18 protein-coding genes are annotated in these 22,320 nt (G+C 72.3%); 10 read left to right on the plus strand and 8 right to left on the minus strand.

The features are described from left to right. Window positions 1-40 precede the first annotated feature (40 nt). Window positions 41-1,621 carry a phosphoglycerate dehydrogenase gene (gene serA / locus LH044_RS05960; RefSeq protein ID WP_227758884.1) on the minus strand — a complete coding sequence of 527 codons (1,581 nt, stop codon included), beginning with the start codon at window positions 1,619-1,621 and terminating at the stop codon, window positions 41-43. A 170-nt stretch (window positions 1,622-1,791) separates the two neighbouring features. Between serA and LH044_RS05965 the strand changes: the two genes are divergently transcribed. After that, on the plus strand, window positions 1,792-2,940 hold the full coding sequence (locus LH044_RS05965; RefSeq protein ID WP_227758885.1) for a PQQ-dependent sugar dehydrogenase: 1,149 nt from the start codon (window positions 1,792-1,794) through the stop codon (window positions 2,938-2,940). A 136-nt stretch (window positions 2,941-3,076) separates the two neighbouring features. On the opposite strand, the gene LH044_RS05970 is transcribed toward LH044_RS05965, so the two are convergent. Beyond that, window positions 3,077-5,284: a S9 family peptidase gene (locus LH044_RS05970; protein ID WP_227758886.1), complete on the minus strand. Its 2,208-nt coding sequence runs from the start codon at window positions 5,282-5,284 to the stop codon at window positions 3,077-3,079. A gap of 31 nt (window positions 5,285-5,315) precedes the next feature. Continuing rightward, a complete protein-coding gene (locus LH044_RS05975; RefSeq protein ID WP_227758887.1) occupies window positions 5,316-6,527 on the minus strand; it encodes a pyridoxal phosphate-dependent aminotransferase in 1,212 nt (403 codons plus the stop codon). Window positions 6,528-6,754: 227 nt separating this feature from the next. On the opposite strand from LH044_RS05975, the gene serC reads away from it, so the two are divergent. The 6 genes from serC (at window position 6,755) to LH044_RS06005 (ending at window position 13,360) form a co-directional block, all read left to right on the plus strand. Continuing rightward, entirely contained in the window at window positions 6,755-7,882 is a 1,128-nt protein-coding gene (serC, locus tag LH044_RS05980) for a phosphoserine transaminase (RefSeq protein WP_227758888.1), read from the plus strand. A gap of 86 nt (window positions 7,883-7,968) precedes the next feature. Then, a complete protein-coding gene (locus LH044_RS05985) occupies window positions 7,969-9,171 on the plus strand; it encodes a cation:proton antiporter (protein WP_227758889.1) in 1,203 nt (400 codons plus the stop codon). A gap of 78 nt (window positions 9,172-9,249) precedes the next feature. Beyond that, window positions 9,250-10,998 (plus strand): class I adenylate-forming enzyme family protein, encoded by a 1,749-nt coding sequence (locus tag LH044_RS05990; protein WP_227758890.1) that lies wholly within the window; start codon window positions 9,250-9,252, stop codon window positions 10,996-10,998. Between the two features lie 38 nt (window positions 10,999-11,036). Beyond that, window positions 11,037-12,098: a sensor histidine kinase gene (locus LH044_RS05995; RefSeq protein WP_227758891.1), complete on the plus strand. Its 1,062-nt coding sequence runs from the start codon at window positions 11,037-11,039 to the stop codon at window positions 12,096-12,098. Window positions 12,099-12,129: 31 nt separating this feature from the next. Continuing rightward, window positions 12,130-12,810, plus strand: a complete 681-nt coding sequence (locus LH044_RS06000) for a response regulator transcription factor (RefSeq protein ID WP_227758892.1) — start codon at window positions 12,130-12,132, stop codon at window positions 12,808-12,810. 10 nt (window positions 12,811-12,820) lie between these two features. Further along, window positions 12,821-13,360 (plus strand): winged helix-turn-helix domain-containing protein, encoded by a 540-nt coding sequence (locus tag LH044_RS06005; RefSeq protein ID WP_227758893.1) that lies wholly within the window; start codon window positions 12,821-12,823, stop codon window positions 13,358-13,360. Between the two features lie 73 nt (window positions 13,361-13,433). Here the strand turns inward: LH044_RS06005 and LH044_RS06010 are convergent, their stop codons facing one another. Beyond that, window positions 13,434-14,999 carry an ammonium transporter gene (locus LH044_RS06010; RefSeq protein ID WP_227758894.1) on the minus strand — a complete coding sequence of 522 codons (1,566 nt, stop codon included), beginning with the start codon at window positions 14,997-14,999 and terminating at the stop codon, window positions 13,434-13,436. 501 nt (window positions 15,000-15,500) lie between these two features. Here LH044_RS06010 and LH044_RS06015 point away from each other — a divergent pair. Continuing rightward, window positions 15,501-17,093, plus strand: coding sequence for an ammonium transporter (locus LH044_RS06015; RefSeq protein WP_227758895.1), 1,593 nt, complete (start codon window positions 15,501-15,503; stop codon window positions 17,091-17,093). 147 nt (window positions 17,094-17,240) lie between these two features. Continuing rightward, the gene (locus LH044_RS06020) at window positions 17,241-17,492 is read left to right on the plus strand and encodes a hypothetical protein (RefSeq protein ID WP_227758896.1); all 252 of its coding nucleotides are present in this window, start codon (window positions 17,241-17,243) and stop codon (window positions 17,490-17,492) included. 10 nt (window positions 17,493-17,502) lie between these two features. On the opposite strand, the gene LH044_RS06025 is transcribed toward LH044_RS06020, so the two are convergent. After that, entirely contained in the window at window positions 17,503-17,844 is a 342-nt protein-coding gene (locus tag LH044_RS06025; RefSeq protein WP_227758897.1) for a hypothetical protein, read from the minus strand. 139 nt (window positions 17,845-17,983) lie between these two features. Between LH044_RS06025 and LH044_RS06030 the strand changes: the two genes are divergently transcribed. Next, on the plus strand, window positions 17,984-18,658 hold the full coding sequence (locus tag LH044_RS06030; protein WP_227758898.1) for a GNAT family N-acetyltransferase: 675 nt from the start codon (window positions 17,984-17,986) through the stop codon (window positions 18,656-18,658). 71 nt (window positions 18,659-18,729) lie between these two features. Here LH044_RS06030 and LH044_RS06035 read toward each other — a convergent pair whose 3' ends face one another. The 3 genes from LH044_RS06035 to ilvC all read right to left on the minus strand — a co-directional run bounded on the left by LH044_RS06035 (window position 18,730) and on the right by ilvC (window position 22,203). Further along, complete coding sequence (locus LH044_RS06035) at window positions 18,730-20,103, minus strand: bifunctional o-acetylhomoserine/o-acetylserine sulfhydrylase (protein WP_227758899.1); 1,374 nt, start codon at window positions 20,101-20,103, stop codon at window positions 18,730-18,732. A 109-nt stretch (window positions 20,104-20,212) separates the two neighbouring features. Further along, window positions 20,213-21,064 (minus strand): homoserine kinase, encoded by an 852-nt coding sequence (locus tag LH044_RS06040; RefSeq protein ID WP_227758900.1) that lies wholly within the window; start codon window positions 21,062-21,064, stop codon window positions 20,213-20,215. Between the two features lie 110 nt (window positions 21,065-21,174). Beyond that, window positions 21,175-22,203: a ketol-acid reductoisomerase gene (gene ilvC / locus LH044_RS06045; RefSeq protein WP_227760072.1), complete on the minus strand. Its 1,029-nt coding sequence runs from the start codon at window positions 22,201-22,203 to the stop codon at window positions 21,175-21,177. Window positions 22,204-22,320: the final 117 nt, after the last annotated feature.

Here is a 22,320-nt window from a genome sequence, read left to right on the forward strand (position 1 = left end):
CGAGCATCACAGAACGGCGGAGGCGATTCTCAGAGCGGGATCAGCCGACGGCGTAGACCGAGACGATGCCGTCGACGCCGCGGAGCCGGGTGACCACGTCGTCGGGCACCGAGCGGTCGGTGGCGATGACCATGATCGCCTTGGCCCCCTGCTCGTTGGAGCCGACGGCCATGTCGTCGATGTTCAGCGACGCCTCGCCCAGCACGGAGCCGACCGTGCCGATCATCCCCGGCCGGTCCTCGTTGCGGACGACCAGCAGGTGCTCGGACGGCGGCACGTCGACGGTGTGGTCGTCGATCATCACGAGCGACGGGACCGACCGCAGGCCGACGAGCGTGCCGGCCAGGCTGTGGGCACCGCTGCGGATGGTGATGAGGTTGACGTAGTCGCGGGCGGTCGTGGTCGCCGTGGGCCGGACCTCGATCCCCTGCTCCTCGGCCACCTGCGGCGCGTTCACGTACGACACCGGCTCGCCGCTCGTCGCACCGAAGAACCCCTTGAGCACCGAGAGGGTGAGGATCCGCGTGTCGTACTCGGCGATCTGGCCCTGGTACTCGATGTCGATCGAGTTGCCGCTCCCGCTGGCGCCGTCGCCGTCACCACCGCACAACCCGGCGAAGATCCGACCGAGCCGCTCGGCCAACGGCAGGTACGGGCGGACGCTCTCCGAGGCCTCGGCCGCGCTCACGTTCACCGCGAAGGGCACGAAGTCGCCGGCCAGCGCCAGCTCGACCATCGCGGCGATCGTGTCGCCCGCCTTGTCCTGGGCCTCGGCGGTCGAGGCGCCGAGGTGCGGCGTGACGACGACCTGGTCGAGCTCGAACAGCGGCGACTCGGTGGTGGGCTCGGCGGCGAACACGTCGAGGGCGGCACCGGCGATCGTGCCGTCGGCGATCGCCGCGGCCAGGGCGTCCTCGTCCACGATGCCGCCGCGGGCGACGTTGATCACGCGCAGCGTCGGCTTGGCCTTGGCCAGCATCTCGGCACCGATCAGGCCGGCGGTCTCGGGTGTCTTGGCCAGGTGCAGGGTGATGAAGTCGGCGCGCGACATCAGCGTGTCGAGATCGACGAGCTCCACGTTGATCTGCCGAGCCCGGTCCGGCGTCACGAACGGGTCGTAGGCGATGAGCTTCATGCCGAACGCCATGGCCCGCTGGGCCACGAGCTTGCCGATCCGGCCCAGGCCGATGATGCCGAGCACCTTGTCGGACAGCTCGACGCCCTCCCACTTCGAGCGCTCCCACCGGCCGTCCTTGAGCGCGGCGTGGGCCTGCGGGACGTTGCGGGCCTGGGCCAGCAGCAGGGCCATCGTGTGCTCGGCGGCCGACAGCGTGTTCGACTGCGGCGCGTTGACGACCATGACGCCGCGGTCGGTCGCGGCGGCCACGTCGACGTTGTCGAGGCCGATGCCGGCCCGGCCGACCACGACCAGGTCGGTGCCCGTCTCGAGCACCTCCTTCGTCACCTTGGTGGCGGATCGGATGATGAGCGCGTGGGCGCCCTTCACGGCGTCCAGCAGCGTCTCGGGCGTCAGGTCCAGCTGCACGTCGACCTCGTGGCCGGCGTCGCGCAGCCGCTGCAGGCCGCCGTCCGCGATCTTCTCGCTCACCAGTACTCGCATGGCGCCCATCCTGCCCGAGCGACCGGGGCGCGGCCAGATGACATGGGTCCGCCCGATGGCCCCTCCAGTTCCGTGGCGCGGAGTGCCGATGGGGGTAGGGACGTCCCGACCGCGCCGCACAGGGGGCCCACGACATGCGACGATCCGCACGTACCGACGGTGACCGTCCGATGCCGCCCCGCCGCCGCGCCCGTTGGGCGCTGGCCGCCGTGGTGGCGGTGGCGACGGCGGCTCTGGCGGCCGCCTGCGTCCCGCCGGCGACACCCCCGACGACGACCACTGCGCCCCCGGCCGGGGGCGGCGACGTGAGCGTGGCCCAGACCGTCGGCGGCTTCACCACGCCGTGGGAGATCGCGTTCCTGCCCGACGGCACCCCGCTCGTCACCGAACGGCCCGGGCGGGTCGCGGCCGTCGTCGGCGGCGCCCGTCAGGTCGTCGCCACCATCTCCGACGTCGTGGCGTCGGGCGAGGGCGGGCTGCTGGGCCTGGCCGTCGACCCGGCCTTCGCCACCAACCGCTTCATCTACACCTGCTACGACCACGGGTCCGGCGGCGTGGTGTCCGACGTGCGGATCGTCCGCTTCCGCGTCGCCGAGGACCTCGGGTCGCTGACCGGCCAGACCCCCGTCCTGACCGGCATCCCGCAGGGCGCCGGCAACCGCCACCAGGGCTGCCGCCTGGCGTTCGGACCCGACGGGATGCTGTGGGCCACCACCGGCGACGCCGCCCAGCCGACCTACCCGCAGAGCACGACGAACCTGGCCGGGAAGGTGCTGCGCATGACGGCGGCGGGCGCACCGGCGCCCGGCAACCCCGGCGGCTCGTGGAACCCGTACGTGTACTCGATCGGCCACCGCAACGGTCAGGGCCTGGCGTTCCGGCCGTCCGACGGCCAGCCCTTCGAGGTGGAGCACGGCACCGGCTGCGACGACGAGATCAACCGGATCGTCGCCGGCGGCAACTACGGCTGGAACCCCGTCGGCTCCGGCTACGACGAGTCGAAGCCGATGACCGACCTGTCGATCCCGGGTGCCATCCCGGCGGTCTGGTCGAGCGGCTGCCCGACGATCGCGCCGTCGGGCGCCTCGTTCGTGACCGGTGCGCAGTGGGGGCAGTGGAACGGCGCGCTCGCCGTCGCCGTCCTCAAGGGCACCCGGCTGATGTTCGTGAAGATCTCGGGCTCGACGCTGCAGGGCATCGACACGCGGCTCACCGACCGGGGACGGCTCCGCACGGTCCGCCAGGCGCCCGACGGCTCGCTCTGGGTCGCGCAGGACGCCAACCCGGGCTCGCTGCTGCGGCTCGTCCCGGCGCCGTAGACCGGTCCGCCGCGGCGCTCCCGCCCCGCGCTCCCCGCTTTGGCGCCGGTTTCCGTCGTCTGACGACGGAAACCGCCGCCAAAGGGCGGGGTTGGTGGGGGCTGCGCCAGGCCCGGTCGGAGGCCGACCGGCCCCGTCAGCGCTCGAGCTGCAGCGGCGGGAGGTCGTCGGCCGGCGTGAAGCCGAGCACCTCGCCGTAGAAGGCCAGCTCGGCCTCGAGCGCCCGCACGATCGTGCCGGCCGAGCGGAACCCGTGGGCCTCGCCGGGGAACAGGATCAGCGCGTGCGGGATGCCGCCGGCGTGCAGCGCCTCGCGGAGCACCTCGGCCTGCGACGGCGGGACGATCGGGTCGTCGGTGCCCTGGAGCAGCAGCACCGGCCGGTCGAGCAGCTCGGCGTGGAACAGCGGCGACCGCTCCTCGTACCGGGCCGCCTCCTGCGGGTACGGGCCGACGAGGCCGTCGAGGTACCGCGACTCGAACTTGTGGGTGTCGGCCGCGAGCGCCCGGAGGTCGGTGACGCCGTACAGGCTGCAGGCGGCGGCGAAGACGTCGGAGCGGCAGGTCGCCTCGAGGGCGGTGAACCCCCCGGCCGACCCGCCCCGGATCACGCACCGCCCGCCGTCGACCCTGCCCTGGTCGGCCAGCCACCGCACCGCGGCGACGCAGTCCTCGACGTCGGCGACGCCCCACTCGCCGAGCAGCAGGTCCCGGTAGCGGCGGCCGTAGCCGGTGGACCCGCGGTAGTTCACGTCGACGACGGCGAAGCCCCTCGACGTCCAGAACTGCACCGACGTCGAGTACTCCGCCCGGGCCGACGCGGTGGGGCCGCCGTGGATGCGCACGACGAGCGGCGGGAGCTCGTCCTCGGGCGCCGACGACGACGCCGAGCACGGCGGGTAGAAGAGCGCGTGGGCGTCCTCGCCGCCCGAGGTCGGGAACGAGATGCCCTCGGGCAACGAGATCGAGGCCGGCTCGAGGGTGGGGGTCGCGTGCGGCGAACCGGCGCGGTGGTCGACCACCCGCCCGGTCCGCAGGTCGACCGACCACGCCGAGGTCGGCTGCGCTCCCCCGCCGCCGGCGACGGCCACCACCTGGCCCTGCACCGCCAGGTGCTCGACCGAGGTGAACCCGCCGGGCGGCGACGGGACCGGGTCGAGCGAGCCGGTCGACGGGTCCCACACCTGGACCGAGTCGAGCCCCTCGTGCAGGAGGGCGACGACGACCCGGCCGTCATCGGTGAAGCCGAAGCGGCTCCCGCCCGAGATCCACCGCGGCTCGCCGACCTCGCCCGGCACGTCGAGCGCCACCTCGGCGCGGTCGCCGGCGCCCTCGTCGGGCAGGCCCGGCGCGGCGGCGCAGCGCAGCTGCCACCAGTCGTCGGCGTCGTCGCACCACCAGAGGCGACCGTCGGGCGACCACGACGGCAGGCACGCGGCGATCGGCCGGTCGAGCGCTCGTGCGGCCGCGCCGGCACGGCCGCCGGCGACGCGTCGGGCGTCGACGACCACGGGCGCAGCCCCGCTGCCGTCGTCGGGGTCGTCGGGCCCGTCGGAGCCGGCGCCGTCGGGGTACAGGACGCGTGCGGCCCACACCTCGGCGGCGTCCCACGGCATGTCGGGGTGGTCCCAGCGCAGCCAGGCCAGCACCGCGCCGTCGGGCGACAGCGCCGGCGCGACCGCCCAGTCGCCGTCGCGCACGAGCGTGGTGGGCGCGCCGCCGTCGACCGGCACGACCGCCAGCTCGTTCGCCGGCTCGGTGAGCGCGCTGACGACGGCGCCCGCCACGTTCCCGGGGCCCGAGGCCACCTCGGCACCGGGGTGGACCTCGCGCTCGCACACGATCCAGCGCCGCTCGCCGGGCGGCGTCAGCACGCCGGCGGCGTGCCGCCAGCCGCGCGACGTCGGCGGCGCGGTCGTCACGGGCGTGGCCGGGCCGCCGACGGCGTCGCAGGTGACGATCCCGCCGCTCAGCCCCTCGGTCCAGAACAGCTGATCGCCATCGGCCCACCAGGAGCCGCCGCCGTACTCGTTCACGCCGCTCCGGGCCGACATCTCCGCCGGCCCCTCGATCACGCCCTCGACGGCGGGCTCGTCACCGGTCGGGACCGGCGCCCGGCACACGACGATGCGACCGTTGAGGTCGGGCCGCTGCTCGCTCCAGCGGATGGTGGTCGAGCCGTCGTCGGCGACCGCCAGCCCCACCGACGACACCCGGACCGCCCCGCCCGCCGCCTCGCTCGGCGAGAGCGGCGAGGGCCAGGAGCCGAACGGGACCGTGGCGGGCGCGGACGGCATCACGGGCGTGCCGTCCTCGCCGTCGGTCCGCCCGTCGTGTCCCGGCACCTGTCCGTCCGCCGCGTGGTGCTCGGTCGGCTCAGCCGGCCACGAGCCGCTGGATGCGGGCGATGCCCTCCTCGAGGTCCTCGTCGCCCAGGGCGAACGAGAACCGCCCGTAGCCCGGGGCGTCGAACGCCTCGCCCGGCACGAACGCGACCTTGGCCTTGTCGAGCACGAGGTCGGCGAGCTCGAGCGTGGTCGACGCCGTCTCGCCGCCGAGGTCGCGGCCGAGCAGGCCCGTGAGGTTCGGGAAGGCGTAGAAGGCGCCCTCGGGCTCGAGGCAGGTGATGCCGTCGATGTCGTTGAGCATGCCGTGCATGACCCGGCGGCGGCGGTCGAACGTCTCGCGCATCATCGCCACGGCCGAGAGGTCACCGCTGACCGCCGCGAGCGCGGCGCGCTGCGACACGTTCGCCACGTTCGAGCAGAGGTGGCTCTGCAGGTTCGACACCGCCTTCACGACGTCGTCGGGGCCGATCAGCCAGCCGACGCGCCAGCCGGTCATCGCGTAGGTCTTGGCGACGCCGTTGAGGATGATCGTCTGGTCGGCGAGCTCGGGCACGACGGCGAGGATCGAGTGGTGCTCGTGGCCGTCGTAGACGAGGTGCTCGTAGATCTCGTCGGTGATGACGATGACGCCGTGCTCGAGCGCCCAGCGGCCGATCGCCTCGATCTCGTCGCGCGGGTACACCGCTCCGGTCGGGTTCGACGGCGAGACGAAGACCAGGGCCTTGGTCCGCTCGGTGCGGGCGGCCTCGAGCTGGTCGACGGTGACGCGGAAGCCCGTGTCCTCGGTGGTCGACAGGACCACCGGCTCTCCGCCGGCGAGACGGATCGGCTCGGGGTAGGTCGTCCAGTACGGCGCCGGGAGCAGGACCTCGTCGCCGTCGTCGACGACGGCCAGCACCGCCTCGTAGACGGCCTGCTTGCCGCCGTTGGTGACCACGACCTGCGAGGGCTGGACGGTCACGCCGGAGTCCCGCAGGGTCTTGGCCGCGATCGCCTCGCGCAGCTCGGGCAGGCCCGGCGCCGGGGTGTAGCGGTGGTTCTTCGGGTCGCTGCAGGCGGCGATGGCGGCCTGCACGATCGGCTCGGGCGTCGGGAAGTCGGGCTCCCCTGCGCCGAACCCGATGACGGGGTCCCCGGCGGCCTTCATGGCCTTGGCCTTGGCGTCGACCGCGAGGGTGGCGGACGGGGCGATGCCGGCGACGCGTCGGGAGATCCGACCCGTAGTGGTGGGGGCGCTCATGGTCTCGAACGCTACCCGGCCCCACGACCGCCCTCCTCACGGGTTCCCCGCCCCGAACGGCCCGGCTCGCCTGCCCGGCGGCGCCGTTCCTGCGTCGGCCTCCGTCGCTCAGCGACGGCAACCCACGCAGGAACGGGGCAGGAGCGGTGCCAGGTGGCGGAGCGACGTGACGGGTGGCCACGGGAAGGCGTGAAGGGCGCGTCGGCCGGTCGGGGCAGACTGTGCCGGTGAGCACGCCTGACATCTCCCTCCCCGACGACCTCCTCCCCGCCGACGGCCGGTTCGGCTGCGGGCCCTCCAAGGTCCGGGCGGACGCGATCGAGATGCTCGCCGGCTCGGCCCCGCACTTCATGGGCACGTCGCACCGCCAGGCGATGGTCCGGTTCAAGGTCAGCGAGCTGCGCAACGGGCTGGCCGAGCTGTTCTCGCTCCCCGACGGCTACGAGGTGCTGCTCGGCAACGGCGGCACGACCGCGTTCTGGGACGCCGCCACGTTCGGGCTCATCGAGGAGCGGAGCCAGCACCTCGACTTCGGCGAGTTCAGCTCGAAGTTCGCCAAGGCCGCCACCACCGCCCCGCACATCGGGCAGCCCGAGATCATCAAGACCGATCCCGGCCACCACCCCGAGGCGGTCCCGATGGACGGCATCGACGCGTACTGCCTGACCCACAACGAGACGTCGACCGGCGTGTCCATGCCGCTGCAGCGCCCGAACGGCACCGAGGGCGACGCGCTCGTCCTGGTCGACGCCACATCGGCCGCCGGCGGCCTGCGCTTCGACCCGTCCCAGACCGACGTCTACTACTTCGCCCCGCAGAAGTGCCTCGCCTCCGACGGCGGGCTCTGGCTGGCGGCGTGCAGCCCGGCGGCGATCGAGCGCATCGAGCGCATCTCGGCGAGCGACCGCTGGGTGCCGGCGTTCCTCGACCTGTCGATCGCCCTCGAGAACTCGCGCAAGGACCAGACGTACAACACGCCGGCCCTCGCCACCCTGTTCCTCGCGACGGAGCAGGTCATGTGGATCCTGGAGAACGGCGGGCTCGAGTTCGCCGCCGGCCGCTGCGACCGCTCGGCCGCCACCATCTACGACTGGGCCGACGCCCACCCGCACGCCACGCCGTTCGTGAAGGACCCCGAGGCCCGTTCGCACGTGGTCGCGACGATCGACTTCGACGACGAGATCGACGCCGCCACCGTCGCCGCCGTGCTGCGCGACAACGGCATCCTCGACACCGAGCCCTATCGCAAGCTCGGCCGCAACCAGCTGCGGGTCGCGCTCTTCCCGGCGATCGACCCCGAGGACATCGCGCAGCTGACCCGCTGCATCGACCACGTCATCGAGCGCCTCGCCTGACTTCGGCCGACCGACGAGCCGACCGGCAGCGGAGGGAGCGACCGTGAGGGCAGCCAGCTGGACCGGGCCCCGGTGACGGGGCGCACGTGGAGCTGCTGAGCCTCGCGCTCGTGCTGCTCGCCGCGGTCGTGGCGGGCCGCGCGGCCGAGGCGGTCGGGATCCCGGCCGTCGTGGGCGAGATCGCGGCGGGACTCCTGCTCGGCCCGTCGGCGCTCGACCTCGTCGGGCCGTCGGAGGGGCTCGCGCTCCTGGCCGAGCTCGGCGTGCTCGTGCTGCTGCTGCAGGTCGGCCTCGGGCTCGAGACGACCGAGATGCGCGCGGTCGGCACGCCGGCCGTGCGGGTCGCCGTGATCGGCGTGGTCGTGCCGTTCGCCACAGGCTGGGGCGCCGCGGTCGCCCTGGGCGTCGACTCCACGACCGCCCTGTTCCTCGGTGCCGCGCTCGTCGCCACCTCGGTCGGCATCACGGCGAGGACCTTCGCCGACGCCGGCGTGCTCGACGGCACCGAGGCCCGGATCGTGCTGGGTGCCGCCGTCGTCGACGACGTCCTCGGCCTGCTCGTGCTCAGCGTGGTGCTCCGGGTGGCGACCGGCGGCGGCGTGGACCTCGGCGCGACCGCGTTGTCGCTGCTGCTGGCCTGCGGGTTCCTGGTCGTGTCGATGGTCGTCGGGATCCGGCTCGTGCCGCCCGTGTTCGCCTGGATCGGCCGCACGGGCGCCGGCGGGTACGTCCCGCTCCTCGCCGGCCTGGTGCTCATGCTGCTGCTCGCCGAGGGCGCCGCCCGCGCCGAGCTCGCGCCGCTCATCGGCGCGCTGGTCGCCGGCGTGCTGCTCGCCCGCACCGACCAGGCCGAGCGGATCAGCCGCGGCGTCGCCCCGATCGCAGCGCTGCTCGTCCCGGTCTTCTTCGTCGCGGTCGGCATCGACGTCGACCTCGGCGCGCTCGGCTCCTCCACCGTGCTGGTCCTGGCCGGGGTCCTGTTCGCGGTGGGCGTCGTCGGCAAGGCGGTGTCGGGGCTCGGCGTCGGCGGCGGGGCGGTCGACCGGCTGCTCGTCGGGATCGGCATGGTGCCCCGCGGCGAGGTCGGGCTGGCCTTCGCGGCGACCGGGCTCGGCGCCGCGGTGCTCGACGACGACCGCTACGCGGCGATCGTCGTCGTCGTCCTGGCGACGACGATCGTCGCCCCGCTGCTCATCCGTTGGCGCCTCGGCGCACGCCGTCCTTCCGCCGCGGCGGCACGCACCCCCGACGACCCGGGCACCGCTCCGCCCGGCGCCCCGGCGGCCTAGGCGCGAGACTGACGTCACACATGCCCTCGGCGGGTTCCGCTGCGGGTGACGGGGACGCAGCCGACATCAGGGGGACGCATGCCGACCGCAACGGAGATCCGCGCGCAGCTGACGGGGCCCGGGGGTCCGTTCGAGATCGTCGAGGAGAAGGTCGACGACCAGGCCATGCGGGTCTACAAGGACCGATTCAACGACCTCCGGGTCGTCGCCAGCTTCGGCCAGTCCCACGGCGACAAGGTGTTCATCGTCCGTGGCGACGAGCGCATCACGTACCGCGAGTTCATGCGCGGTGCGAACTCCGTGAGCCGGCGCCTGGCAGCCATCGGCGTGGGCCACGGCGACCGGGTCGCGGTGCTCAGCCAGAACAACCCCGAGTGGTGCCTGACCTTCTGGGGCACCGTCGACATCGGCGCCGTCCTCGTCGGGCTCAACGGCTGGTGGATCACCGACGAGGTCGTCTACGGGCTCGAGGACTCCGGCGCACGCGTGCTCGTGGCGGACCGGAAGCGGTTCGAGCGGATCGTCGACGAGTTCGACGGCATCGACACCCTCGAGCACGTGTTCCTCATCGACGCCGACCCGTCGGACTTCGCCGGGCCCGACGGTTCGGTGAGCCCGAAGCTCCACCGCTTCGACGAGCTGCTCACCGAGCCCACCGACGACCTGCCGACCGAGCCGATCGACGAGGGCGACCCGGCCGTCATCTTCTACACGTCGGGCACGACGGGTCGCCCCAAGGGCGCGATCTCGACGCACCGCAACATGATCGCCAACCTCCAGAACACCGTCTTCCTGCTCACGCTCGGCGCGATGGTGCAGGCCACCGACCCCGACGCCGATCAGGGCCCCGAGGCGCCGTCGGACGGGACGGGCCAGCCCGTCGCCCTGCTCACCTCTCCGCTCTTCCACGTGTCGGGCTGCCACTCCGTGCTCGTCGTCGGGATGATGGCCGGGCTGCGGCTCGTGATCCTGCCGGGTCGCTTCACGCCCGAGGCCGCGTTCGACGCCATCGAGAAGGAGCGCATCCAGCTCTGGGCGACCGTGCCGACCATGATCTGGCGCTGCTGCGAGCACCCCGACCGCCACGACTGGGACCTGAGCTCGATCACCTCGGTCAGCTTCGGCGGCTCGCCGTCGGCCGACGAGCTGCAGCGCCGCATCCGCGAGACGTTCCCGAACGTGAAGGCGACGACCAACGCCTACGGGCTGACCGAGTCGTCCTCGGCCGCCACGGCGCTCACCGGCCGCGACTCGCTGGAGCGGCCCGACTCGGTCGGGCTGCCGATGCCCAACACCGAGCTGGCGATCGCCGGTCCCGACGGCACCCACCTGGGCGCCGGCGCCACCGGTGAGGTCCTGATCCGGGGCCCGCTGATCATGGCAGGCTATTGGAACAAGCCCGAGGCCACCGCCAGCACGGTCATCGACGGGTGGCTCCACACCGGCGATGTCGGCCACCTGGACGAGGACGGCTACCTCTACATCACGGACCGCGCCAAGGACATGCTGATCCGCGGCGGCGAGAACGTGTACTGCGTCGAGATCGAGAACCGCCTGGTCGAGCACCCGTCGATCGCCGACGCAGCGGTCGTGGGCGTGCCGCACCCGGAGCTCGGCGAGGAGGTCAAGGCCGTGATCGAGCTCGCGCCCGGCGAGGAGATCAGCGACGCCGACCTCCGCACCTGGGTCGCCGAGACGCTGGCGGCGTTCAAGGTGCCGGCCTACGTGCAGCGCTGGGACGGCAAGCTCCCGCGCAACGCCTCGGGCAAGCTGCTCAAGAACGTGATCCGGGGCGAGGGAGAGGTCAGCTTCGCCGAGACCATGTGACCGGTCGGCGGGCGCAGCTGCCAAGGCGCAGTGCCGCCGTGGCACGCTTGGGCGTGGCCAAGGACCCGCGATCGACCCGTGACGTCCGCCGACCGCTGCCGGGCGGCGCACCACCGGCGTGGGTCACGATCGCGGCGCTCGTGGCGATCGTCGTCATCACCGTCGCCCTGACGCCGTTCCAGGACGAGCTCGAGCGAGCGGTGAAGGCCCTCCTCCTCGTGGTGCCGGTGGTGGGAGCGGCCGCGCTCGGAGGTCGGGTGCCGGGCTACATCGCCGCCGGCGCGGCGACGATCGGCTTCTCCATGTCGCTGCCGCCGATCGGTTCGCCGCTGCAGATCGCGGTGACCGGCGACGTGGTGGCGCTCATCGTGTTCTTCCTGGTGGCGCTCGTCGTGTCCACCCTGGTGTCGAACCGGATCGACGTCCTCGCCGAGGCCGATCGCCAGCGCACTCTGCTGCTGCGGTCGGTGTCGCACGACCTCCGCACGCCGCTCGCCACGATCAGGGCCGCGTCGACCGAGCTGCTCGACGACGTCGAGCACACTCCCGAGGTCGAGGAGCGCCTGCTGCGGCTCGTCGACCTCGAAGCGGCCCGGCTCGACCGCCTCGTGTCGAACCTCCTCGAGCTCAACCGGATCGAGTCGGGGGCGATGGAGCCGCGGCGGGTGCCGATCGACCCCGAGGTGCTCATCCGGCGGTCCGTCGAGCGGTTCCGACTCGCACCGAACGGCGTCGTCGTGGAGCTCGACCTCGACGACGAGCTCCCCGTCATCCAGGTCGACGCCACGCAGGTGGACCAGGTGCTGTCGAACCTCCTCGACAACGCCATCCGCCACAGCGCTGACGGCAGCCCGGTGACGTTGGCGGCCAGCGGAGAGGGCTCGGGTGTGCGGATCGAGGTGGCGGACCGCGGACCCGGCGTCCCCCCGGAGGAGGCGGAGCTGGTGTTCCAGCCGTTCCGATCCGGGACGATCGCCGGGTCGAGCGGCGTCGGGCTGGCGATCAGTCGGGCGATCGTCGAACGTCACGGCGGTACGATCTCCGTCGATGATCGACCAGGCGGAGGCGCAAGGTTCGTCGTCACCTTCCCGGCAGGGTGACGCCCCGACCACAGGATCCGGTTCCAACACGGTGCTGGTGATCGAGGACGACCCCTCGGTCGCCGAGGTGCTCACGACAGCGCTGGGGGCCCGGGACCACACCGTGATCGTCACCCGGACGGGCGAGGCAGCGCTCCGAGCGATCGTCGCCGCACATCCCGACGTCGTGCTGCTCGACCTCGGGCTCCCCGACATGGACGGCCTGGAGGTGTGCCGGCGCATCCGCCAGCGCTCGACCCTGCCGGTGATCGTGCTCACCGCCGACGGCGACGAGGCCCGCAAGGTCGAGGCCCTCGACCTCGGCGCGGACGACTACGTGACCAAGCCGTTCTCGATGCCCGAGCTGATGGCGAGGCTGCGGGCGGCGCAGCGGCGCCAGCAGGTGTCGAACGACGACTTCGCCAGCAGGGCGCCGTTGCAGCTGGGCGGGCTCTTCATCGACACCGATGCGCACCTCGTCAGCGTGGACGGCGCCCGCGTCCACCTCACGCAGAAGGAGTTCGCGCTCCTGGCCGCCATGGCCCGGCGGCCGAACGCGCTGCTGACCCACCAGGCGATCATGGACGCCGTGTGGCCATCGGGTGGCGGCACCACCGAATCGCTCCGGGTCCACGTCACCAACCTGCGGCGGAAGGTCGCGGACGCCACCGGGGTCGAGGTCCAGACCGAGCCGGGCGTCGGCTACCGGCTGGTGGTCTCCGGCGCCGCGTGATCGTCCGCCCGTGACCGGCGCGTCCGTGTCCGTGGGGTCGCCTCCCCGAGCGGTGGCCCTGGTCCGCTGGCCGGAGCAGACCGATCGCCGTGCGGCGCTCTGCTCCGAGGCGCGCCCGCGCCTGCTCCTGCTCGAAGCGGACGATCCGCCGCCCGAGCCGCTCGACGACCTCGAGGACTGGGTGCGGCTCCCGGTGTCCGACGCGGACCTCCGATCCCGCGCCGAGTGGTTGCTTCGACGTGCGCCGCTCCCCGGACGCCCGGTCCTGGACGACGACGGCGTGCTGCACTCCGGTGACCAGCACCTGGCGCTGCCGCCGATCGAGGCCCGGATGACGGGCGTGCTGCTCGAGCGGTTCGGCGCGGTCGCCAGCCGCGAGTCGGTCGTCCGGGCGGCGTGGCCGGACGCCGCACCCGGCCGGAACGCCCTGGACGTGCACATCCTGCGGCTCCGCAGGCGGCTCGAGCCGGTGGGGCTCGCCGTGCGGACCGTGCGGAACCGGGGCTACCGGCTGGAGCCGGTCGCCACGCCGGACGGCCCGCGGAGCTGAGCCCGGGCGCGGGTCGGCGGCCCCAGGAGGGGCCGCCAACCGCGTCGCCGAGCAGGAACCCGGGCCGTGGCCCCTAGTCGGACGAAGGTGCGGGCGCCCTGGCCTCCGACGGGCCGGCGACCGTGACGAGCCCGAGGCCGGTGTCCAGCTGGTAGGCCGGCAGCCCGTGGGCGTAGAGGTCGATGCCCTCCTCGATCTCCGCGTCGTGCGGCATGCGCAGGTTCCAGGAGCCCGGGATCTTGCGGAGGCCGAACATCAGCAGGAAGGAGAGGATGCCGGCGCTGAGCATGGCGGCGATGCTGCCGATCACCTGGGCGGTCAGCTGCCCGCCGCCACCGCCGAAGAACAGGCCCGTGATCGGGGCGCTGTTGTCGGCACCGGTGGCCGTCGGGATGCCGAACTCACCGGTGGCGAACAGGCCGACGGCCAGCGTGCCCCAGATGCCGCACGCTCCGTGCACCGGCACCGCTCCGACCGGGTCGTCGATCCGGAGGTGCTCCAGCAGGTCGGTGGCGAGCGGGACGAGGATGCCGGCGACGGCGCCGATGATCACCGCACCCAACGGGTTGATCCAGTAGCAGGGTGCCGTGACGGCGACGAGCCCTCCCAGGAACCCGTTGATCGTCGAGCCGACGTCCCACTTCTTGGTGCGGCGGTAGATGAAGAAGATGGCGACCAGGCCACCGGCGCTGGCCGCCAGGGTCGTGTTGATGGCCACCCGGCCGATGCCCTCCCAGTCCATGGCCGACAGCGTCGATCCGGGGTTGAAGCCGTACCAGCCGAACCACAGCATGACGGCGCCGATGGCGGCGATGTTCACGTCGTGCGGCGGGGTCGGGCCACCGCCGTCCCTGGCGAAGACCCGCCCGAGGCGGGGACCGAGGGCGAGTGCGCCCATCAGGGCGATCATGGCGCCCACCGTGTGGACCGCGGTGGAGCCGGCGAAGTCGCGGAAGACGGTGCCATCGGGGACGAGGCCGTTGAACCAGCCCATCGTGTTGCCGAGCCAGCCGCCCGGGCCCCAGATCCAGTGCACGGTGATCGGGTAGATCAGGCCGGAGACGGCGATCGAGTAGAGGATGTCGCCCTTGAAGCTGGTGCGGCCGATCATGGCGCCCGACGTGATCGTCGACGCCGTGTCCGCGAACGCGAACTGGAACAGCACGAACGCATAGAAGGCGATGCCGGTGCCGTTGTAGTCAGCGGTGTCGTGGTTCAGGAAGAAGAACGAGTGCCCGATGATGGAGTTCCCGATGCCGAACTCGAGGGCGAACCCGATCGCCCAGTAGAGGATCCCGCACAGGCACGTGTCGAAGATGCACTCCATCATCACGTTGACGGATTCCCTCGATCGGGCGAACCCCGCCTCGAGGGCCATGAAGCCCGCCTGCATGAAGAACACCAGGAACGCGGCGACCAGCACCCACACCGTGTTCAGGGGGTTGATCAGGCTCTCGGCGTCGACGGTGTCCTGCAGCGCCGTGGCGCCGGCCGTCTGGCCGAAGAGGTAGAACGCGGCGACGATCACGCCGGCGGCGAGCAGCAGGCCGCCCATCTTGCCGGCGAGGACGACGCCGAAGCGCTTCTGCACCTCCCGTTCCTTGAACGCCGACACGGGCAAGCGCGTCGGCATCAGCATCGGGTCCCTTCTCCGCCCGAGCGCGCCCGGGAACCTGTTCAACGGCACAGCATGAGTCATGGCCGAGGAACATAAGGAGACTGCATTTCGAAGTCGTAATGCAGTCATTACATGCCCGGGTCGCGGACCTGACGAATTTCTTACAATGCCGCCGCAAGTTGGTGCCGGAATGACACAAGATGCTCGGTCGGGAAACCGTGTGGATTCGACACCATGATGTTGTGCTTGGGTCGTCTTTATGTTCTCTTTCGTTCGCGCGCTTCATGAAGGACGCGCACCGGGACCGCCCTGGTTCCGCCGGTCCGAGGGGCGCGCGTCAGTCCGCCGCGGCGCGCCGGTGCTGGACGCGACGGACCGCCGAAGCGACGGCCGGCCGAGGCGCCCCTCGCGGCCGGGAGCGGCGGTAACACGGTGGAAACACGATGGAAGCGTGCGATTCACAGTTGGCTAATGCCGACGTAACGATCCCTTCCTACGTTGCGCCGCATGATCTCTACACGGGTGCAACGATTCAAAGATCCCAACACGCGGAAGATGATGGGGGTGATCCTGGCGGGCAAGATGCTCGGCATCGTCGCCCTCCTGGCGATCATCAAGGCCCTCGGGTCCATCTTCGGCGCCGAGGCCGGCGCGTCGACCGTGTCCCGGGCGGCGGTCGAGGCGGCGGACACGATCAACCCCATCAACACGATGTGGGTGCTGGTCGCGGCGTTCCTCGTATTCTTCATGCAGGCGGGCTTCATGGCCCTCGAGGCCGGCTTCGCCCGGTCCCGGGAGGCCGTCAACGTCCTCATGGAGTGCGTGTTCGACACCTGTCTCTGCGGGATCCTGTTCTGGGCGATCGGGTTCGCGTTCATGTTCGGCGGCCACTTCACCGAGAGCGGCAGCCTGGCCGGCGCCAACGGCCTGATCGGCCACGAGTACTTCTTCCTCTCGGGCGGCGGCGCCGACTACAACGGCACCGGCATCGCCTTCCTGGCCTTCTTCCTCTTCCAGCTGGCCTTCGCCGACACCGCCTCGACGATCACGTCGGGCGCCATGGTCGGCCGCACCAGCTTCAAGGGCGACATCCTCTACTCGATCTGCGTGTCGGGCTTCCTGTACCCGATCTTCGGCCACTGGGTCTGGGGGCCGGGCGGCTGGCTCGGCAACACGATGGGCTGGTTCAACGGCCTCGTCCCCGAGGGCACCGTCTTCCGCGACTTCGCCGGCTCGACCGTCGTGCACACCACCGGCGGCGTGATCGCCCTGGCCGGCGCCATCGCCCTCGGCCCACGCCTCGGCCGCAAGTTCGCCCGTGACGGCGGCGGCCTGTTCCCGCCCCACGACCTCGTCATGGCCTCGATCGGCGCCGTGATCCTCTGGTTCGGCTGGTACGGCTTCAACCCGGGCTCGACCCTGTCGGCCATGGACTGGGAGGGCATCGGCCGGGTCGCCGGCAACACGACGCTCGCCGCCTGCGCCGGTGGCATGGTCGCCGTGCTCTTCGTCTACCCACGCTCGAAGAAGTGGGACCTTGGCATGTCGCTCAACGGCTTCCTGGGAGGTCTCGTCGCCATCACGGCGCCCTGCTACTGGGTGAGCCCGTTGGGGGCGGTGATCATCGGAGCGCTCGCCGGCATCATCGTCCCGCTCGGCGTCGACCTGCTGGAGCACCTCCGGATCGACGACCCGATCGGCGCCGTGCCGGTCCACTTCATCTGCGGCATCTTCGGCACGCTGGCCGTGGGCCTCTTCGCCACCGGTCAGTACGGCATCCCGACCTCCGAGGGCCCGGACAACTCCGCTCCCATCGAGGGGCTGTTCTACGGCGGCGGCGGCGGTCAGCTCCTCGCCCAGATCATCGGCAGCCTGTCCTGCATCATCGTGGTCGGCGGGTTGGCCATGATCATCATGAAGCTCCTCCGCCTGATCCCCGGTTCCTGGAACCTGCGGATCAGCCGGGACGAGGAGCTCGAGGGCATCGACGTCGTCGAGCACGGCCTGCCCCCGTACCACCTGGAGTCCGGCGCCGGCGTCATCTACATCACGCCGACCAGCCCGAACTTCGACAAGGAGCCCGCATCCGCACCGGCCAGCACCGAGAAGGTCTGAGCCGACCGATCTCTGCGGGGGACGGGTCACGGCCCGGATCCGTCCTCCGCAGCGGCACGCCTCCCCCCTGGCGTGGAGCGAACCCGGCCCACCCGCTCGTGCGGGTGGGCCGGGTCGCGTCCGGGGTCGCGCCCCTAGAGTCCCGGCATGACCGACGGCCCCACCGACGACGCCCCGCCGCTGCTCGACGACGGGACCTACGACGCCTTCGTCGTCGACGCCGAGGCGACCGACGAGGGCGGGACCCGGCTCGACCTGACGATCACCACCGGCGAGCGCAAGGGCGAGGTGCTGTCGGTCGCCTCGAGCACGTCGATGGGCGACCCGATCGACCTGATGGGCATGCCCGCGACGATCACCGTGGCGTTCGGCTCGCCGTCGGTCACGATCGATCGCTGAGGCCGCCGGGTCAGCGGGACGGGCAGAGGGACTCGGCGTCGTCGACGAAGGCCGCGGGGTCGACGTCCAGGCTCTGGAGCCAGACCTCGTCGGCGTCCGACAGGCCGTCGGGGCTGCACGCCCGGCGGGCGGCGGCGACGAGGTCGTCGTCCGGTGCCGCGGCCGCCGACAGGTGCGGGTGGTCGCGGCGCAGCTGGTCCACGAAGTGGTCCTCGCCCGGGCCGGTGCCGCCGCCCTGCACGGCCTGCACGATCAGCACCAGCAGCAGCACCACGATGGCGCCGATGATCCAGCGCGTCATCGTCCGCTCCCTGCGACGCCGGTCCTCTGAGAGCTCCTGCGTGTTCGTCATCACGTCCAGTGCAACCCAGGGGGACGCGCCGGCGCAGCAGCCTTGACGGGATCTTGACGCCGGCCCGACCGATCCCGACGGGTCCGCGACGCCGCGAACTCGGGGGCGCCCGCCGGGGACCGGCTGGCATCCTCGATCCATGGGACACCCGCACTGGCCCCTGTGGGACATCCGCATCCGGACGCCCCGGCTCGAGCTGCGGCCGATCCGCGAGCAGGAGATGGCCGACCTCGTCGCGGTCGTCGACGCCGGCGTCCACGACCCCGCCACGATGCCGTTCCTCAACCCCTTCACCGACGTCGAGAACCCGGCGCGCACCCGCGACTCGTACCGCTTCTGGTTCCGAAACTGGGCGGAGTGGTCCACCGACCGCTGGCACCTGCCGATGGCGGTCTACGAGGGCGGCCGCTGCGTCGGCACCCAGGGCGTCGAGGCACAGCGCTTCCCGCTCCTGCGCACGGTGTCGACCGGTTCGTTCCTGGGGCTGGCCGACCAGGGACGGGGCATCGGCAGGGAGATGCGGGCCGCCGTCCTGCACCTCGCCTTCGCCGGGCTCGGCGCAGCGCGTGCGGTCACCGAGGCGTTCACCGACAACGTCGCGTCGCAGCGCGTCACCGAGTCGCTCGGCTACCGGCCCAACGGCACCGACGTGGTCCCCCGACGGGACGGCACCGGCGTCGTGCAGCGCTACGTCCTGGAGCGGTCCGACTGGGAGCCGCGCCGCCGCGACGACGTCGTGGTCGAGGGCCTCTCGGCCGACGCCCTCGACATGTTCGGCCTGGGCGTGGACGACGACGGGGTCGGCCCGGCCTGAGCTCGCCCGACTCGGGTCGCCCTGCGCCTGCGTGCGGCGCAGGACGACCCGAGCTCCGGGCTGCGAGCCGATCAGCCGCGAGCGGCGGCGAAGCCCTGGTCGAGGTCGGCGATGATGTCCTCGACGTCCTCGAGGCCGACCGACAGCCGGATCAGCCCCGGGTCCACGCCGGTCGTCACCTGCTCCTGCTCGGTCAGCTGGCTGTGGGTGGTCGACGCGGGGTGGATGACGAGCGACCGGACGTCGCCGATGTTGGCCAGGTGGCTGTGGAGGGTGAGCGCCTCGACGAATCGCTTCCCGGCCTCGCGGCCGCCCTGGAGGACGAAGGCCGGGACCGACCCCGGACCGCGGGGCGAGTACTGCTGGGCACGGGCGTGGTACGGGCTCGACGGCAGACCGGCGTACGCCACCGACTCGACCTGGTCGTGGGCCTCCAGGTACTCCGCGACCGCCTGGGCGTTGGCCACGTGGCGCTCCATCCGCAGCGACAGGGTCTCGATGCCCTGGATCAGCAGGAAGGCGTTGAACGGCGAGATGGCCGGCCCGATGTCGCGGAGCAGCTGCACCCGCGCCTTGATCACGTACGAACCCGCTCCGAGCGCCGGCCAGTAGGCGAGGCCGTGGTAGCTGGGGTCGGGCTCGGTGAACTGGGGGAACTTGTCGTTCGCCGAGAAGTCGAACGAGCCGCCGTCGACGATGGCGCCGGCGATCGCGGTGCCGTGCCCGCCGAGGAACTTCGTCGCCGAGTGCACGACGATGTCGGCGCCGTGCGCGAGCGGCGGGATGAGGTACGGCGTGGCGACGGTGTTGTCGACGATCAGCGGCACGCCGTTGGCGTGGGCCAGGTCCGACACCGCCCGGATGTCGAGGATGTCGTTCTTCGGGTTGCCGATCGTCTCGGCGAAGAACGCCTTGGTGTTCGGCCGCACCGCCGCCGACCAGGCGTCGAGATCGTCGGGATCGTCGACGAACGACACCTCGATGCCGAGCTTGGGCAGCGTGTAGTGGAAGAGGTTGTAGGTGCCGCCGTACAACGCCGCGGAGCTGACGATGTGGCTGCCCGTCTCGGCCAGGTTGAGGATGGCGAGCGTCTCGGCCGCCTGGCCCGAGGCGACGACGAGCGCACCGGGCAGGCCGACCGCCGTGTCGGGCGCGCCCTCGAGGGCGGCGATGCGGGCCTCGACCACGCCCTGCGTCGGGTTGATGATGCGCGTGTAGATGTTGCCGATCTCCGCGAGGGCGAAGAGGTTGGCGGCGTGGTCGCTGTCGCGGAACTGGTACGCGGTCGTCTGGTAGATCGGCGTGGCCCGTGACCCGGTGGTCGGGTCGGCCTCGGCACCGGCGTGGATCTGACGGGTGGCGAAGCCCCAGTCGTCGGTCATGTTCGCTCCTCGGCTCTGCTCTGGGAGGCACGGGACCTCGTCGTCCCGACCGCTCGGCAGCATAGCGACGATTCCCGACCATTTAGGTCAGGAATTGGCGGCGCTCGTTGCCGATCACCGCTCTGTCACGCTCAGCGGTGCCGAACGGCACCGCCGGCCGTGACAGAGCAGGTCAGGAGGTCTCGACGCGGACGCCGCGCGGGTCGACGTCGACCACCCGGACGGTGCCGTCGCCGCCCACCGACCCGGCGACGAGGGGGGCGAGGTCCCCCGGCACGAGCGCGGCGATGCTCGGGCCGGAGCCCGACAGCCAGGCGGCGAGCACCTCCTGCCGGCCCAGGAGGTGGTCGCGCACCTCCCGGGCGTCGGGCCGCGCCTCGAGGCGCACGTCCTGGTGCAGCCGGTCCTCGCACGCCTCCCGCAGCGCGTCGAGGTCGCCGGTCGCGATCGCGGCGACCCAGGTCGTCGCCCGGGCGACCGAGAAGGCGGCGTCGTCGAGCAGAACCCGCCCGGGCAGCGAGCGCCGTGACGCGTCCGTCGACGTCGAGGCCGACGGCGACCACACGATCACGCTCACCTCGTCGGGGACCTCGAGGCGCAGGACCCGGTCCAGCACCGACACGGTGAAGCCACCGAAGGCCGACGCCGCAGAGTTGTCGGGGTGACCCTCCAGCCGCGACGCGACCAGGTGTGCGCCGTCGCGGGCCTCGTCGTGGTCGAGCCCGTCGAGCAGCCCGGCGGCATAGGCCCCGGCGACGCGCGCCGCTCCCGAGTAGCCCATCCCCCGACCCGGCGGGATCGGGCTGGCCCACCGGAGTCCGAGCGCGGGGTCGCCGCCCGCCTCCCGGAACGCCACCGCCGTCGGGTGGGTGGGCTCCGCCTCGTGGAACCGGTCGTCGCCCGCGGCGGCGCCGTCGCCGGGACCCGTCACGACCCGGAGCCGGAACGGCACGTCGAGCGCCAGGGCCAGGCAGTCGAAGCCGGGACCCAGGTTGGCCGACGAGGCGGGCGCCGAGACGATCACCGTCTCAGGCTAGAGGCCTCCGGACGCCGAGCCGGCTGCCCCACCGCGCAACTGGCTGTCGAATTCCCGGCCAGCACCGGGAGGACGACAGCCAGTTCGAACGATCGGGCTCAGTCGCCGCCGGAGATGTCCTCGACCTTGGCCTTGCCGGCGGAGATCCACGGCATCATCGCCCGCAGCTCGGCGCCGACCTGCTCGATCTGGTGGTCCTTGCCCTTCTGGCGCAGGGCCTCGAAGTTCTCGCCGCCCGAGCGGATCTCGCCGACGAACTGCTCGGCGAAGCGGCCGGACTGGATGTCGTCGAGCGCCGCCTTCATCTCGGCCTTCACGGCCTGGTTGATGATGCGGGGGCCGGTGACCAGGTCGCCGTACTCGGCGGTGGTCGAGATCGAGTAGCGCATGCCGGAGATCCCCTGCTCGTACATCAGGTCGACGATCAGCTTGAGCTCGTGGAGGCACTCGAAGTACGCGGACTCGGGCTGGTAGCCGGCCTCGACGAGGGTCTCGAACCCGGCCTGGACCAGTGCGGTGAGGCCGCCGCAGAGCACGACCTGCTCGCCGAACAGGTCGGTCTCGGTCTCCTCCTCGAACGTGGTCTCGAGCACGCCGGCCCGGGTGCCGCCGATGGCGTCGGCGTACGAGAGCGCCAGCGCCTTGGCGCCGCCCGTGGCGTCCTGGGAGACGGCGATGAGGCAGGGCACGCCGCCGCCCTCGGTGTAGGTCCGGCGCACGAGGTGGCCCGGGCCCTTCGGGGCGACCATGGCGACGTCGACGCCCGCCGGCGCCTTCACGTAGCCGAACCGGACGTTGAACCCGTGGGCGAAGAACAGCGCGTCGCCGTCGTTCAGGTTCGGGGCGACCGCCGCCTCGTAGATCGGGCCGATCTCCGTGTCGGGCAGCAGCATCATGATGACGTCGGCCCAGGCGGCCGCCTCGGCGACGTCGAGGACCTCGAGACCGGCCTCCTCGGCCTTCCCCCGCGACGACGAGCCCTCGCGCAGGCCCACCCGCACGTCGACGCCGGAGTCCTTCAGGTTCAGCGCGTGGGCGTGGCCCTGCGAGCCGTAGCCCAGGATCGCCACCTTGCGGCCGAGGATGATCGATCGGTCGGCGTCCTGCTCGTAGTACACGTTGGCCATGTCGGACCTCTGTCCTTCTGTCATGGAGGTTGCGATCTGGGGACCGTCCATGATCGCAGTCACCCGACGGGCCCCGCCAACCGCGATCCGGGCCGTCGACCGTCCCGCCGCGACCGC

Source organism: Dermatobacter hominis (genome assembly GCF_020715685.1).
GTDB lineage: Bacteria > Actinomycetota > Acidimicrobiia > Acidimicrobiales > Microtrichaceae > Dermatobacter > Dermatobacter hominis.